The sequence below is a fragment of the Lancefieldella parvula genome, from assembly GCF_963530955.1.
Lineage (GTDB): Bacteria > Actinomycetota > Coriobacteriia > Coriobacteriales > Atopobiaceae > Lancefieldella > Lancefieldella parvula_A.
The window spans coordinates 1-14,641 of sequence record NZ_CAUSFQ010000026.1; the positions used below are offsets into that span (position 1 = coordinate 1).

At 53.5% G+C, this 14,641-nt stretch carries 14 protein-coding genes and 1 tRNA gene; 8 read left to right on the top strand and 7 right to left on the bottom strand.

Translation table 11 applies throughout. The features are described from left to right. The 5 genes from RWJ43_RS03070 to RWJ43_RS03090 form a co-directional block, all read left to right on the top strand. Positions 1-746 (top strand): polyprenyl synthetase family protein (locus RWJ43_RS03070; RefSeq protein WP_314007635.1); only part of this gene is annotated, 746 nt, incomplete at its 5' end. 2 nt (positions 747-748) lie between these two features. Continuing rightward, on the top strand, positions 749-1,678 hold the full coding sequence (locus RWJ43_RS03075) for a peptidoglycan-binding protein (RefSeq protein WP_035427969.1): 930 nt from the start codon (positions 749-751) through the stop codon (positions 1,676-1,678). Between the two features lie 44 nt (positions 1,679-1,722). Continuing rightward, positions 1,723-1,797: transfer RNA gene (locus RWJ43_RS03080), tRNA-Gln, on the top strand. A 68-nt stretch (positions 1,798-1,865) separates the two neighbouring features. After that, entirely contained in the window at positions 1,866-3,254 is a 1,389-nt protein-coding gene (gene glmU, locus RWJ43_RS03085; protein ID WP_314007640.1) for a bifunctional UDP-N-acetylglucosamine diphosphorylase/glucosamine-1-phosphate N-acetyltransferase GlmU, read from the top strand. Continuing rightward, positions 3,255-4,250: a ribose-phosphate pyrophosphokinase gene (locus RWJ43_RS03090; protein ID WP_314007643.1), complete on the top strand. Its 996-nt coding sequence runs from the start codon at positions 3,255-3,257 to the stop codon at positions 4,248-4,250. It abuts the gene before it with no gap. 659 nt (positions 4,251-4,909) lie between these two features. Here the strand turns inward: RWJ43_RS03090 and pcp are convergent. Then, a complete protein-coding gene (pcp, locus tag RWJ43_RS03095) occupies positions 4,910-5,620 on the bottom strand; it encodes a pyroglutamyl-peptidase I (RefSeq protein ID WP_314007645.1) in 711 nt (236 codons plus the stop codon). 193 nt (positions 5,621-5,813) lie between these two features. Here pcp and pth point away from each other — a divergent pair, with 193 nt between their 5' ends. The 3 genes from pth (at position 5,814) to gltA (ending at position 8,942) form a co-directional block, all read left to right on the top strand. Next, positions 5,814-6,383: an aminoacyl-tRNA hydrolase gene (pth, locus tag RWJ43_RS03100; RefSeq protein WP_314007647.1), complete on the top strand. Its 570-nt coding sequence runs from the start codon at positions 5,814-5,816 to the stop codon at positions 6,381-6,383. 331 nt (positions 6,384-6,714) lie between these two features. After that, complete coding sequence (locus tag RWJ43_RS03105) at positions 6,715-7,557, top strand: sulfide/dihydroorotate dehydrogenase-like FAD/NAD-binding protein (protein WP_035427960.1); 843 nt, start codon at positions 6,715-6,717, stop codon at positions 7,555-7,557. After that, positions 7,545-8,942: an NADPH-dependent glutamate synthase gene (gene gltA, locus RWJ43_RS03110; RefSeq protein ID WP_314007650.1), complete on the top strand. Its 1,398-nt coding sequence runs from the start codon at positions 7,545-7,547 to the stop codon at positions 8,940-8,942. The genes RWJ43_RS03105 and gltA overlap by 13 nt, the downstream gene beginning before the upstream one ends. A gap of 680 nt (positions 8,943-9,622) precedes the next feature. Here the strand turns inward: gltA and RWJ43_RS03115 are convergent. From RWJ43_RS03115 to ulaG, 6 genes are all read right to left on the bottom strand, one after another. Then, complete coding sequence (locus RWJ43_RS03115) at positions 9,623-10,549, bottom strand: transketolase C-terminal domain-containing protein (protein ID WP_314007652.1); 927 nt, start codon at positions 10,547-10,549, stop codon at positions 9,623-9,625. Beyond that, a complete protein-coding gene (locus tag RWJ43_RS03120) occupies positions 10,542-11,471 on the bottom strand; it encodes a transketolase (protein ID WP_314007654.1) in 930 nt (309 codons plus the stop codon). The genes RWJ43_RS03115 and RWJ43_RS03120 overlap by 8 nt, the downstream gene beginning before the upstream one ends. A gap of 57 nt (positions 11,472-11,528) precedes the next feature. After that, positions 11,529-12,209, bottom strand: a complete 681-nt coding sequence (locus RWJ43_RS03125; RefSeq protein WP_035428365.1) for a transaldolase family protein — start codon at positions 12,207-12,209, stop codon at positions 11,529-11,531. Between the two features lie 133 nt (positions 12,210-12,342). Continuing rightward, positions 12,343-13,191, bottom strand: coding sequence for an L-ribulose-5-phosphate 3-epimerase (locus RWJ43_RS03130; protein ID WP_314007660.1), 849 nt, complete (start codon positions 13,189-13,191; stop codon positions 12,343-12,345). Positions 13,192-13,265: 74 nt separating this feature from the next. Next, on the bottom strand, positions 13,266-13,967 hold the full coding sequence (locus RWJ43_RS03135) for an L-ribulose-5-phosphate 4-epimerase (RefSeq protein WP_314007662.1): 702 nt from the start codon (positions 13,965-13,967) through the stop codon (positions 13,266-13,268). A gap of 12 nt (positions 13,968-13,979) precedes the next feature. Then, positions 13,980-14,641: L-ascorbate 6-phosphate lactonase (gene ulaG / locus RWJ43_RS03140; protein WP_314007665.1), on the bottom strand; the 662-nt coding region annotated here is incomplete at its 5' end.

Sequence of the window (14,641 nt, forward strand, 5' to 3'; positions counted from 1 at the left end):
CTGACAAATCAGAGCTGCGCCGTGGCGAGAAGTGCCTCTACAAGACACTCGGTACCGGACTTGCTATCAACGTTGGTGATTCTGCCCTGGTCAATGTTGTCAGACGCGTTACCGTGGCCGACCACCTCTCTGACCAGCTTAAAGTTCGCGTGATCGACGCCCTTCTCGCCATGCAGGAGCACACCCTTGAGGGTCAGGCGCTCGACCTTGGCTGGGCACAGCACGAGCGCTGGGATGTTACTTCTGACCAATACCTTTTTATGGCGCTCTCCAAAACCGCCTATTACTCTGCTGCATATCCCCTGGTACTGGGTGCGCTCATCGGTGGTGCTGACCAGAAAACGCTTGACGCACTCAAAGAGTTTGGCCTCAAGGTAGGTCTTGCCTTCCAGCTGCAAGACGACCTTCTTAACCTGGTTGGAAACGCCCAGGTACAGGGCAAAGATTTTAGGTCAGACATCACTGAAGGCAAGCGCACGCTCGCCGTGGTCTACGCACTTGAGCATCTTGGCCCAGCAGAAAAGACAGAGCTTGTCTCCATACTTTCTGCGCATACAGGCGATACTTTGAAGCTTCAGCGCGCTGTGGAGCTTATGGAAAGCGCTAATGCGATAAAATTTGTCCGCACGCACGCTCTTGCCTTAGTTGATGAGGCAAAGCACGTGCTTGAAAACGTGATACTTACTGAAGACGCTCGCGACACACTTTTGTCTATGGCAGACTTCTTTGTGAACCGAGAAAGGTAATTATGGATCCTATTACTCCTGGTAGCACTGGTGCTGCCGTTGAAGACATTCAGGAACGCCTCGTAAAGCTTGGCTACACCATCGAAGACGATGAGCGCCAGAGCCACACATTTGGCAAGTCAACTGCTCGCGCCGTTGCGCGCTTTAGGCTTGACCATGACCTTTCTCTTGGAGAAGAAGTAGATGCCTCTACCTGGGCAATCATGGTCGATGAGGGCTATGAGCTAGGAGACAGAACTCTCTACCTTCGTCTTCCTAACTTCCACGGCAATGACGTGCGTCAGCTGCAAGAGCGTCTCAACATCTTGGGTTTCTCGTGCGGAAAAGTTGATGGCCATTACGGTGTTCACACCGAGGCTGCCGTTAAGCTCTTCCAGGAAAGCGTCGGCGAACTTGCTGATGGCATGGCGTTTCAGGATACCCTCGACGCTATTGAGCGTCTGCGTCACGTTTGGTCTGGTAAGCAGGCAAAAGGCCCTCACCCACAGGGTCCTATGGGCTTTGCGCGAGCTGCCAACGTTCTTGAGACCACCTGCATTGCTATTACGGGAGAAGATCCTATCTCTAGAAACGTAGCTGCTCGCGTCTATAACCTTTCTAAGGCAACTACTGAGGCAAGCGGCATGACCATGATTGATCGCGCCGATTCCCCTACTGATGCAGCCACTATTTTGGTTCTGACCACAGCTTATGCCCCAAGCATGCCCGCCCGCGGACAGGTTGGTATTGGCTCTGTTTCTATGGAAGAAAACGAGACGCTGCCAGCAAGACTGCGCACTGCCATTGAGTCTGCTGATGCAACGGGCTCCCCTATCAAGATTGTGCTGCCAGAAGGAACAAACGTAGACGGCTCATTTACTACCGCAGACGCGCAGACTTTAGCAGTTCTTGTTCTTGATGCAATTTGTGGAGCATTTGCCTCGCTAAGCTGATACACTTAATAGAGTTGCGGACAAAACCAACGTAGTGATTACATTGGGGTATCGTCCAACGGTTAGGACACGGGTTTTTGGTGCCTGGAATGTGGGTTCGAATCCTACTACCCCAGCCATTTTTACGCAACTTTTGTGTAGGGACGCACTCGTATCGAGTAATACGAAGTACTTTGGAGGCTTACGTATGCCACTTACTGCGATTGTCCTCGCTGCAGGCGAGGGAACGCGCATGAAGTCCCACCACCCTAAGATTGTGCACAAATTACTAGATAAACCTCTTGTTTGGTGGAGTGTCAACGCCGCAATTACTGCTGGCGCTGACCGCGTCATTGTGGTTGTTGGTAACCACGCTGACGAGGTTAAATCTGCACTTTCTTGCTTCCCTAACCTTGAGTATGTTGCCCAGACCGAGCGTCTTGGCACCGGCCACGCCGTCAAGGTTGTAAAGGATGCTCTTGGTGGCTTCAAGGGACCCGTTGTTGTTATCAACGGTGACGCATCTCTGTTGCGCGCACAGTCTATTCTCGACCTTGTCGCAGAAACTAAAGCTCACCACAACGCATGTACGGTACTCACAATGACGCCCCCAGATCCAACCGGATATGGTCGCGTCATTTCTTCTAACGGCCAGGTAACTGCCATTGTTGAGCACAAGGATGCTACGCCAGAGCAGCGCGAGCAAGAGCGTGAATGCAACGTTGGCGTGTACTGCTTCTGTGGCGGAAGACTGACCGCAAACATCGATCTTCTCGGCAATGATAACGTTCAGGGCGAGTACTACCTCACCGACATGGTGGGCCTTTACGTCAGCCAGGGCGAGCCTGTTGCTGCCGTCCACGTTGACGACTACAAAGAGGCGCTGGGCGTCAATTCCCGCTCCGAGCTTGCCGTTGCCACCCGCATCATGCAGGAGCGCATCAACGAGCACTGGATGAGCCAGGGCGTCACCATGCTGGACCCAACCTCCGTTTGGATTGGCCCCGAGGTCACGCTTGGCATGGACACCGAGGTTCTTCCGCAGACTATGCTCTACGGCAAGACCTCAATTGGCGAGAATTGCGTGGTAGGCCCTAACACTCGTCTGACCGATACGCTTGTTGGCAACGACGCTGTTGTCGATGAGACTGTTGCTATCAACGCACAGGTAGACGACTTTGCCACCTGCGGTCCTCGCGCTTACCTGCGCCCAGGCACACACCTCATGCCTCACGCCAAGGCAGGCACCCACGTTGAAATCAAAAATTCAACTATCGGCGAGGGCTCCAAGGTTCCTCACCTCTCCTACATTGGTGACACAACCATGGGCTCTGGCGTCAACATTGGCGCAGGCTCAATTACGTGCAATTACGACGGTTACCGCAAGTTCAAGACCAACATCGGCAACAACGTCTTTGTTGGATCCGATACCATGATGGTGGCACCCGTCTCAATTGGTGATGGCGCACTTGTGGGGGCAAGTTCGTGCATCACAAAGGATGTACCAGCAGATGCGCTTGCACTCGAGCGCTCTGAGCAGAAAATTGTTGAGGGATACGCCGCCCAGAGGCGTCACAAGCTTGAGAAAGAGGACTAGATGTTCGAGAACCTGAGTGAACCACTGTTAGTTGCTAGAAATATCAAGCTCTACACCGGTACAGGTAACCCTGAACTGGCTCGTAAGGTTGCAGACATTCTTCACCTAGAGCTACAAGGTCTTCTCCTCGAGAAGTTTGCTAACGGAGAAATCTACGCTCGTTTTGACGAGTCTGTCCGCGGCGACGAGGTCTTCTTCATTCAGTCTTTGGCAGGTGTCAACGTCAACGACCTGGTTATGGAAACGCTGATTGTTGCTGACGCTGCAAAGCGCGCATCTGCTAACAGCTTTACCGTAGTTATCCCTCACTACGCATATGCTCGTCAGGACCGCAAAGCTGCCGCTCGCGAGCCTATTACTGCTCGTTTGATGGCAAACCTGCTTGAGAATGCTGGCGTTGACCGCGTTATCACCCTTGACCTGCACCAGGGCCAGATCCAGGGCTTCTTTGACATTCCTGTTTCTCACCTGACCGCTCTCTACCTTCTGGGCGATTACTTTAAGAGCAAGCCATTTGACTGGGAGAATACCGTTGTTGTCTCCCCTGATATGGGTCGCGCAAAGGCTGCTAAGAAGCTTTCCGACTATCTGGACTGTGGCCTTGCTATTGCACATAAAAGCCGTCCTCGCCACAACGAAAGTGCTGTTATGGGCATCATCGGCGACATCAAGGGCAAGACTTGCATTGTTAACGACGACATGATTGATACCGCAGGTACCCTCTGCGCTTCCGTTGTTAAGCTAAAGGAAATGGGTGCAGGCGACATCTACGTCTGCGCTACCCACGGCGTCTTCTCTGGTCCTGCAATCGAGCGCCTCAACAACTCTCCTATTGAAGAGTGCGTGGTCACCGACGCAATTCCTTGTGCAGCAGCAAACAAGGAAGGCTCCAAGATCAAGACGATTACCATTGCAAACGAGATTGCCGAGGCAATCTACGCTGTTTACACCGACCGTCCAGTCTCCGACATCTTCGGTGGTGACTTTAACCTGTAACCCCGCAGGTCAGCCGCGCGCGGACGACGACGGCAATACTGCAGGTCAAACGCGCGCGGGCGACGACGGCAATACTGCAGGTCAAACGTGCGTGCGAGCGCGGATCGCAAGTGATTTCAACCCGGTATCCATTTCGTGTGGATACCGGGTTTCTTGTGCGAAAGCGCTGCTAGTGATGCGAGTTTCTCGCCAGGTGGACGTAGCAAGCTGGAACAAGTCCGGGACGAACTTGGAGCGAGCCTGATGCGCGCCTGGAGCGAGCCTGATTTTCTCGCCATGTCTGAACGATTTGCCGGAAAAGCGCACCATGTCTGAGCTATTTGCCGGTTTTTCTTATCATGTCTGAGCTGTTTTACTCAGACATGGTGAGGTTTTCAGGCTCAAAGATTCAGGGCCAGACAGTCTATCTTTCAGGCGCCTGATTTCTGCAAAGAATCTGTAACTTCTGCCTAAAAATGTCAAAGAAACTGTGGATTTGCCTGATTTTGTTAAAGAATCTGCGCCACAAATACAGATTCTTTGCACTTTTCAGGCGCGCAATGTTGCAAAGGCGCGCCTGGCGAGAAACCCGGTGCGCTCGCAGCGCCCCACGAATCCCGCACACCTCGCGCCCGGCGAGAAACCCGTGCGCTCGAGGACCACCCTCAGCAGTGCGAGCTCTAGCAGGTCGTTCCGCTTTCGGAATCCGCGAGATCAACGTCGTTTGCAAGCGCCGCTTCCAGCGCAACCTGCAGTCCGCGAGTCATCATCTCCAGCGACATGCTTGGTACCTGGTGCTTCTTCTCACCAGTGCCAGCCTTCTCGCCTGCAGCGAAGCCTTTCTCGGCAGCTGCAGCGTTTTTCTCGACAACCTGCTCCGTTGCGAACGGTACGTGCAGAAACGTGCTGCGAGTCTCCGGAAATCTTGTGGCCAGCGCATGAAGGACCTGGTACATGACGTCGTTGCAGACGTACGTTCCCGCAGTGTACGAGACCGCCGCGGGGATCTCCGACTGGTTCATGGCGGCCACCATGGCATTTACCGGCAGCGATGCAAAATACGCGTCGGGAGCGCTGTTGATGATGCGCTGCGAGAGCGGCTGCTTGCCCGCGTTGTCGGGAATGCGCGCATGAGCCCAGTTGATGCCCACAAACTCGGGCGTAATCTTGCTTCTTCCACCCGCTTGGCCCACGCAAAGCACAATCTCGGGACGCTCCGCTTCAAGCGCGTCGATAACCTTTTGAGCACCAGCGCCAAACTCAACAGGTACGTGCAGTTTTATCACCTGAGCACCGCCAATAGTCTCGGGCAGCGCCTTCACGGCCTCCCAAGCTGGATTGATTTTCTCGCCACCAAAAGGCTCAAATCCGGTAACCAGAATCTTCTTCATTTTGCCTCCGCACCTCAGTTGAACGCCGCATGCCCCGCACGCTGCTCACCGCACGCTGCTCACCGCGCGCCGATCGCTGCACGTCACGCGCGCCGCCGCTAGGCTACCAACCGCGAGCTCAGTTCACGCTGGTCGAACCTGTCGTTTTCCCTTACCATCATAAACGTACACATATCAAACGGGAGGAAATTCAATGCACGGTAACAAAATTGTGCTTGTATCGGGCCTGGGAAATCCTGGCGAGAAATACGCGCGCACCAGGCACAATGCTGGTTTTGCCGTCGTCGATGCTCTTGCCGAGCGCTACGGCGTTTCGTACTGGAAAAGCGAGGCGGGCTGCCAGGTCGCGGAGATCATCCTTCCCGCAGCTCCCGGCGCCTCATCTGGCGAGAAACACCATGTACTCCTGGCCAAACCTCAGGACTTCATGAACACCAGCGGTGGTCCCCTCTCCAAACTTGCTCGTGCACACCACCTTCAACCTGCGCAAATCCTGGTCATTCACGACGAGGTTGACCTCGCAGAGGGACAGCTCAACTTCAAAGAAGGCGGCGGACTCAACTCGCATAACGGTCTGCGTTCCATCGCCGACAAACTCCAGACCAGGGATTTTATGCGTCTGCAGTTTGGCATCGGTCGCCCTCCTGGAAAGATGCCGGTGGCAGACTATGTTCTGCGCGAGCTCAAGGGAAACAACCTGGAAGACTTTCTGGTCACCGCTCAGACAGCGGCCGATCAGGTGGAGCAACTCCTCTGCAGCTAGCAGTCACCGCGCATCACAACTCCTCCGCAGCTAGCAGTCACCGCGCTCCTCCGCGTACCGTCACGTCTCGAGCCCACCGAACTTCTCGCCCTCCGCAGCTAGCAGGCAAAACAAACTGAGAAATATTTATGCTCATTCATGAATTACTCATGCCTTGAATCATGCGCAAATAGTACAATAGGTATGTTGTTTGCGAATACGGGGTTACCCAGACCTCGTATGCGTGAGATACATGCGTCACCTGCCACTGTCTTCTCGTCAGAAGGCACGCTGTAGTGCGGCGCGTCAACTCACTCGCAGTTTTGTTGTGTTAGGAGAGGAGTACCGCTGAATGTATAAGATCCTCGAAAAGACTCAGTTCTCCGAGAAGGTCTTCAAGTTCCGCATCGAGGCACCACAGATGGCCAAGCATGCACATGCTGGTCAGTTCCTGATGGTCCGCGCAAATGAGTGTGGCGAGCGCGTTCCATTTACCTTTGCGGATTGGAATCCTGAGGAGGGTTGGGTCGAGTTTATCTTCATGGTAATCGGCAAGACCACTAGGATGCTTTCTACCTACGAGGTTGGTGATTTCCTGCAGGACGTCACTGGTCCTCTGGGTGAGCCTACCGAGATGGGCGAGGGCAAATGGGCAGTTATCGGCGGCGGCGTTGGCCTGGCTATCGCCTTCCCTGTTGCTCGTCAGCTCGTAGCTGCTGGCCGCGAGGTCCACGCAATCATGGGCGCTCGTACCAAAGAGCTGCTGCTGCTTGAGGATCAGTTCCGTTCCATTCTGGACGACGATCACATCCACATCACCACAGACGACGGTTCTCTTGGCGAGAAGGGCGTTGTAACCGCACCTCTCGAGCGTCTTCTGCAGGACAAGCAGGTCGACCGCGTATTCTGCGTTGGCCCAGTTCCAATGATGAAGTTCTCCACTCTCACTGCCGAGAAGTACGACACACCTATCATCGCTTCCCTGAACCCAATCATGGTCGACGGCACTGGTATGTGCGGTTGCTGCCGTGTTGAGGTTGGCGGCGAGACCAAGTTTGCTTGTGTTGACGGTCCTGACTTTGACGCAACCAAGGTTGACTGGAACGACCTTCGCGCACGTCAGGCAGCCTACCTCACCGAGGAAGGCCAGTCCATCAAGGCTTACGAGGAGACGAGGTGCGCATGCCACAAGTAAACGGTCGCTACATTCCAAACGTCAAGGCACCTCGTACAGCTGACAACGAAGAGCCAGCTGCAGAGCGCGCACAAGACTTCCGCCCTGTCGACAAGGGTTTCACTAAAGAGATGGCAATTGCAGAGGCAAACCGCTGCCTGGATTGTAAGAATCCACTGTGCGTTCAGGGTTGCCCTGTAAACATCAACATTCCTCGCTTCATCGAGGCAATCCGTGCAGAGGAGTTTGGTCGCGGTCTTGACATCATCCGCGAGTCCTCCATGCTTCCTGCAGTTTGTGGTCGTGTTTGCCCACAGGAGAACCAGTGCGAGGGCGTCTGCATCATGGGTAAGCGCAGCGAACCAGTTGCTATTGGTCAGCTTGAGCGCTTCCTTGGCGACCAGCCTGAGCTTGCTTCTAAGCCAGCTATCGCTCCAAAGAACGGCAAAAAGGTTGCAGTTGTAGGCTCCGGTCCTTCCGGTATTGCTTGCGCTGGCGAACTTGCTCGTAACGGCTTTGACGTTACCGTCTTTGAGGCATTCTTCACCGGCGGCGGCGTTCTGGTTTACGGTATTCCTGAGTTCCGTCTTCCAAAGGCTGTTGTTAAGCGCGAGATTGACGGCCTTCAGGAGCTGGGCGTTAAGTTTGAGTTCAACTCTGTTGTCGGTCGTATCACCGATGCAGAAGAGCTCTTTGAGCAGGGCTTTGACGCAATCTACATTGCAACCGGCGCTGGCCTTCCAAAGCTTCTCAACATCCCTGGCGAGAACCTGCCTAATGTCTTCTTTGCAAACGAGTACCTCACCCGCGTTAACCTTATGAAGGCTAACAACTTCCCTGAGTATGACACTCCAACCAAGCACGGCAAGAACGTCGTTGTCTTTGGTGGCGGCAACGTTGCTATGGACGCTGTCCGTACTGCTAAGCGTCTTGGCGCAGAGCGTGCAATCATTGCTTACCGTCGTACCGAGGACGAGATGCCTGCTCGTCGTGCAGAGCTGCACCACGCAAAGGCAGAGGGCGTTGAGGTTCTTCCTCTCGTCTCCCCTCTCGAGTTTGTCGCTGGCGAGGACGGCGCAGTTTGCGCAGTTCGCGTCCAGAAGATGGAGCTCGGCGAGCCTGACGCTGACGGACGTCGTCGTCCAGTTGCTATCGAGGGCGCTATCGAGGACATTCCTTGCGACGTTGCAATTTCTGCAATCGGCACTAACGCTAACCCATTCGCAAAGATGATCGGCGACATCAAGCTCAACAAGTGGGGCTACATTGAGGCCGACGAAGAGGGTCGTACTTCCGATCCTCGCATCTGGGCTGGTGGCGACATCGTAACCGGTGCTGCAACCGTCATTCTTGCAATGGGCGCTGGTAAGGTAGCAGCTGCTTCCATCACCAAGCACCTCGGCTAATTCAGTTTCGCTGACATAGCTTTGGCTCGCAGTTCAGTTACAGCTGACACAGCAAGCTAACCTGCAATCACAAAAGACCTGGTACCACACGGTGCCAGGTCTTTTTTATGGCCGGAAACTCCGTGACCCAACACCCGAGCGCACGAGTTTCTCACCAAGCGCTCTTCTCGCCATCGCGCGCCTAAAAAGTGCAAAGAATCTGTAATTACAGCACCGATTCTTTGCAGAAATCAGGCAAATCCACCGATTCTTTTATGCTTTTAGGCAAAATTTACAGATTCTTTGCAGAAATCAGGCGCGTAAAAGATAGACTGCGTGGCCCTAAATTTTGAGCCTGGAAACTGCATCATGTCTGAGTAAATTTACTCAGACATGGCGAGAAAAACCGGCAAATAGCTCAGATATGGTGTACTTTTCCGGCAAATCGTTCAGACATGGCGAGAAAATCAGGCGCGACCGAGCGTACACCTGGCTCACTCCGGGCTTACACCTCCCGCCTGGCGAGAAACCCGTCAACTAGCAGCGTATCCGCACAAGAAACCCGGCATCCACACGAAATAGATACCGGGTCGAAATCACTCTCAACCTACCCGCGCGCCGCTGACCTGCGGCGTTGCCGTCATTGCGCTCGCACGCGCCACTGACCTGCGGCGTTGCCGTTGCAGCTCTCGCACGCGTGTCTACGAAAGCAGGAACTCCCTGACGCGAGCGGCAATACCTTCGGCGTCCAGGCCAAAGTGCGAAAGCAGCACGTCGCCTGGAGCGGACGTACCAAAGGTACGCATACCAGCAAAGCGCATGGGCGTGGGCAGCTGCTCGGCCAGAAGCTCGGCAACTGCAGCTCCAAGGCCTGTTGCCACGTTGTGCTCCTCAACGGTTACCACATGACGGGTCTTCTCGGCAGATGCCAAAATAACTTCCTCGTCCAAAGGCTTAATGGAGAACACATCAATGACCTCAGCAGAAATCTTCTCCTCTGCCAGTAAATCTGCAGCTGCAAGCGCCTGAGCAACCTCAACACCGCAGGCAGCAATGGTAACGTCGGTACCCTCACGCAGGACGTTAGCAAAAGGCAGGCCGCCCTTGAAAGATTCGTCGTAGATGTCGGCAACCTTGTGGCGACCCATGCGCACGTAGAAGGGGCCATCTGCCTCGGCAGCAAGTCTGAGCGCTGCCCTAGTAGCGTTGTAATCTGCAGGAACAAGCACGCGCATCTGAGGGAGGGCGCGCATCATGCCAATGTCCTCAAGAGACTGATGAGTTGCGCCATCCTCTCCTACTGTAATGCCTGCGTGCGTAGGGCAAATCTTCACGTTGAGGCCGGAGTCGCAGACGGTGTTTCTAATCTGATCGTAAGCGCGACCGGTTGCAAACACGGCAAACGAGCCGGTAAACACGGTGCGTCCCGTAAGTGCCAGTCCAGAAGCAACGCCTACCATGTTCTGCTCGGCAATTCCCACGTCAACCATGCGCTGTGGGAAGGCCTTCTGGAGGTCGGCAAGTTTAGTGGAGCCGGCAAGGTCTGCGTCAACGGCCACGATATCGTGACCCTCGTTTACCAGCTCAACAAGAGTCTGACCATATGTCTCACGAGTTGCTCTAGACATTGGCAACCTCCTTACCATCACCTTGAAGATCAATCAAAAGAAGCTCTCTTGCTGCATCAAGTTCTTCTCGCGCAAGATCAGCCTGTTCAGCCGAAGGAGCGTTTCCGTGCCAGGAAGCCTTATCCTCCATAAATGAGACGCCCTTGCCCTTGACGGTCTGGCAAATGATCGCGGTAGGTGCAGTGTTTCCTGCCTCGCGACCATCTCGTGCGGCGAGAAGGGCCTGGCGCACCTCGTTGACCTCGTGACCGTTAACGCGCAGTACGTTCCAGCCAAAAGAACGGAACTTCTCGTCAATATCGCCAAGAGAGCACACATCGGTGACGTGGCCGTCAATCTGCAGGTTGTTGAGGTCCACAATAGCAATAAGGTTATCCAGCTTCTGGTGAGCAGCAAACATGCATGCCTCCCAGTTAGAGCCCTCCTGCAGCTCGCCGTCGCCCAGAAGGACAAATACCTTCTTAGCGCGCTCTCCGCTTGCCAGAGCGTCCATAGAAAGTCCCAGAGCGCATCCTGCCGCTACCGAGAGACCCTGACCAAGAGAGCCAGAGCAAACCTCAATACCAGGGCATGCGTGGCAATCTGGGTGACCCTGCAGACGGCTGCCAAGCTGGCGGAGGGTAACCATATCCTCGTCATGGAGCCAGTCAAGCAGGTGGTACGCAGCATACAGCACAGGAGCCACGTGACCCTTGGACAGGAAGAACCTATCCTCGGTGTGGTCTTCTGGGTTGTTGTGGTTGTACTTCATAACTCCCGAGAAGAACAGTGTAGCCACAATATCTGCCGCACTCAGTGAGCCACCGGGATGACCTGACTTGCTTTTCTCGAGCATGTCAATGACATCGCGCCTCAGCGTATTAGCTGCAAGCTTGAGCTCATCATCGGTGAGGTTGCGCTCGGGTAATGCAGATGTTCCCATTCTCATCCTCTCAAAACAAGTACGCCCAACCTAAGCTGGGCGTACCACAATCACTATTTATTGCTGAGCCTTAACCTTTTCCCAGTCTGCCTCAAAAGACTTAAGACCGGCGTCGGTCAGAGGGTGCTTCAGACACTTCTTCAAAGCTCCAAATGGAACGGTTGCAATGTCAGCACCAAGCAGAGCTGCCTGAGTCACATGGTTAGGCGTACGGACAGAAGCCGTAATAATCTCTACGGTGTGATCAACGTTTTTATCCCATGCATAGTTCTCAATGCAAGAAACAACGGTTCCCAGCTGCTCAATGCCGTCCTCGCCGATGTCATCAAAGCGACCAACAAATGGAGAAATATAACGGGCGCCAGCATTTGCCGCAAGAAGAGCCTGAGGTGCCGAGAAAATCAGCGTCATGTTGACGCGAATTCCCTCAGAAGCAAGCTGATGGGTAGCAGCAAGACTCTCTGCGCAGATAGGAAGCTTAACAACAATATTTGGAGCAAGAGAAGCCAGGTGACGGCCTTCTTCAATCATGCCCTCAGTTGTTGTTGCTGTTGACTCAGCAGATACAGGAAGTCCCTCGCAAAGCTGAGCAATCTTAACCATATGAGACTCAAAGTCGGCTAGCTTTCCGCCAATCTTTGCATACAGCGATGGGTTGGTAGTAACACCTGCTAAACAGCCCCAGCTAAGAGCCTCAGAAATCTCATCGATATCTGCCGTGTCAATAAAGAACTTCATGTGTAATCCTTTCCTGTACAAACCTAAACGAGTTTGGAAACGTACGTCGTACTAAGAAAGAGCTCATCCACATTGTACAGATTCTTATGTACCGTCTGTGGCGAGAAACCCAAAACAAGTGCAAAAAGGCCGTTTACCCCTCAAACGCCTTATCAATTTTGCTGCGAACGTAGGTGGAAGCAAAGACAAGATCTTCTTTCCAGTTCTCGTTGCCGGTGTACCACATCTCTGCAACAAAGCGCCTGACGCCCTGAGGAACAAGCTGCGACAGAGCTCCCTCGTAGTCAGTGGTACCGGTAGAAAATGGAATCTCGCGATACGCACCGGCAACAGTCTCTTTGAGGTGAGCTGCAAAGATGTGACCAGCACCAAGAGCAATATCGTCAGCAACGGTGTTGCCGTAAATAAACGATGCATTGGTGAGGTTACCAGCGTCGGGATACACACCAAGGTAAGGGCTGTTGATAAGGTTTACGTAGTGCATGGCCTTCTCGACCGTATCCATAAAAGGAGTCTCCATGGTCTCAAAGCCCATAACAATGCCTGCCTTAGCAGCCATTTCTACGGCCTTAGCCAGATTTTCCTCAAAGTACTTGCGCGTATCCTCTGCGCCGTCCTCGTAGTACACGTCATAGCCAGCAAGCTGGATGGTATGAAGTCCCAGGTCGCCTGCAAGGTCAAGCGCCTTCTGCATAATCTCAAGGCCACGCTCACGAGTAGCCTGATCGCGAGAACCAAAAGGATACTTACGGTGACCAGAAAGGCACATAGAGCCCAGGCGAACGCCAGAGTTTACCATTGCCTGACGAACTGCTGCACGCTCCTCACCAGTCCACTCAAGGCGAGAAAGACGAGCGTCAGACTCATCAACGGAGATCTCAACATAATCAAAGCCAGACTCTCCTGCTACGATGAGGCGCTCTTCCCAAGAAAGATCAGTTGGAGTGGCCTTCTCGTAAAGTCCTAGCTGATACTTGGACATATCTTCTCCTTTTAAAAACAGGCGGCCTTAAAAAGACCGCCTGACTGAAACAGATTCTACTCACTGAACAGGCTTTAGTGATTACCCTGTCCGTAGTAGGCATTTGGACCATGCTTGCGCAGGTAGTGCTTGTCCTGAAGGTACTGTGGTGCCTCCTGAACCTTAGGGTTATTGAGCTCGGTGAGTGTTGCCATCTTAGCAACCTCCTCAATAACTACTGCGTGATACACAGCAGCCATGGCATCTTTACCCCAAGAGAAAGGACCATGATTGTGAAGGAGCGTTCCAGGAACCGCAATTGGGTCCAAGTCCGCAAAGCCCTCAACAATAACGTTTCCGGTCTCAAGCTCATAGGCACTTTCTACCTCATCCTTGGTAAGGCTGCGCACGCAAGGAATATCTCCGTAGAAATAATCTGCATGTGTGGTGCCATAGCAAGGAATAGAGCGTCCTGCCTGTGCCCAAGAAACAGCGTGGGTTGAGTGAGTGTGAACAATTCCGCCGATCTTATCGCCCCATGCACGATACAAGCATGCATGAGTTGGAGTATCGGAAGATGGGTTCATCTCACCTTCAACAACGTTACCGTCTAGGTCGCAGATGACCAGATTCTCTGGGCTGAGCTCCTCATAGGAAACGCCCGATGGCTTGATAACAAACAGGCCACGCTCACGGTCAAGCCCAGAAGCATTTCCCCAGGTAAATACTACCAGGCCATGCTTTGGCAGGTCCATGTTTGCTTCATACACTTCATCGCGAAGCTCTTTAAGCATCATAGAGACTGCTCCTTAGAGAACGCTACGGAATGGAACGTTTGGCTCGTGATCGAAGCAATCATGGAAGCCACGGTCGTGATAGTAAGCAAAGCGATCCTTATCCTGTGGATACGTGTAGTGGCCGCCGACCTCCCAGAAGAATGGGTGGAACTTGTAGTCAAGGCGATCCTTACGCATGTCCCAAAGAACCTTAATCTCCTGGACGTCTGCCTGGAAGTTAGTCCAAACATCGTGGTGAATTGGGATAACAACCTTGGACTGAAGAGCCTCAGCCATGCGAAGCATATCGGTTGCTTCCATCTTGTCCTGGATACCAATTGGGTTGCAGCCAAAAGCACCAAAGCAGACGTCTACGCCGCCAAACTCCTGAGCGATGTCTTTACCGTGCTTAGCAAAGTAAATGGAGTAGTGAGAGTCGCCGGAGTGATAGATGTTTCCACCAGGGGTGACAAAGAGGTAGTTAACTGCCTTCTCGTCCATGTCCATTGGGCACTTACCCCAGAGGTCTGGGCGGTTCTCAGAAGTATCAGTAGTGGTAACGATAATGGTGCGGTCAAAGGAATCGTATGCAACGATCTCCATGTCCTTAACCTTAACACGGTCGCCAGGCTTAACAACAATGCACTGCTCACGTGGAACGCCCCAGCCAACCCACCTGTCAACTGCATCCGTAG

Coding starts and splice junctions, on each gene's coding strand:
- RWJ43_RS03075 (WP_035427969.1), top strand. CDS start 749: ATGGATCCTATTACTCCTGGTAGCACTGGTGCTGCCGTTGAAGACATT.
- glmU (WP_314007640.1), top strand. CDS start 1,866: ATGCCACTTACTGCGATTGTCCTCGCTGCAGGCGAGGGAACGCGCATG.
- RWJ43_RS03090 (WP_314007643.1), top strand. CDS start 3,255: ATGTTCGAGAACCTGAGTGAACCACTGTTAGTTGCTAGAAATATCAAG.
- pcp (WP_314007645.1), bottom strand. CDS start 5,620: ATGAAGAAGATTCTGGTTACCGGATTTGAGCCTTTTGGTGGCGAGAAA.
- pth (WP_314007647.1), top strand. CDS start 5,814: ATGCACGGTAACAAAATTGTGCTTGTATCGGGCCTGGGAAATCCTGGC.
- RWJ43_RS03105 (WP_035427960.1), top strand. CDS start 6,715: ATGTATAAGATCCTCGAAAAGACTCAGTTCTCCGAGAAGGTCTTCAAG.
- gltA (WP_314007650.1), top strand. CDS start 7,545: ATGCCACAAGTAAACGGTCGCTACATTCCAAACGTCAAGGCACCTCGT.
- RWJ43_RS03115 (WP_314007652.1), bottom strand. CDS start 10,549: ATGTCTAGAGCAACTCGTGAGACATATGGTCAGACTCTTGTTGAGCTG.
- RWJ43_RS03120 (WP_314007654.1), bottom strand. CDS start 11,471: ATGGGAACATCTGCATTACCCGAGCGCAACCTCACCGATGATGAGCTC.
- RWJ43_RS03125 (WP_035428365.1), bottom strand. CDS start 12,209: ATGAAGTTCTTTATTGACACGGCAGATATCGATGAGATTTCTGAGGCT.
- RWJ43_RS03130 (WP_314007660.1), bottom strand. CDS start 13,191: ATGTCCAAGTATCAGCTAGGACTTTACGAGAAGGCCACTCCAACTGAT.
- RWJ43_RS03135 (WP_314007662.1), bottom strand. CDS start 13,967: ATGATGCTTAAAGAGCTTCGCGATGAAGTGTATGAAGCAAACATGGAC.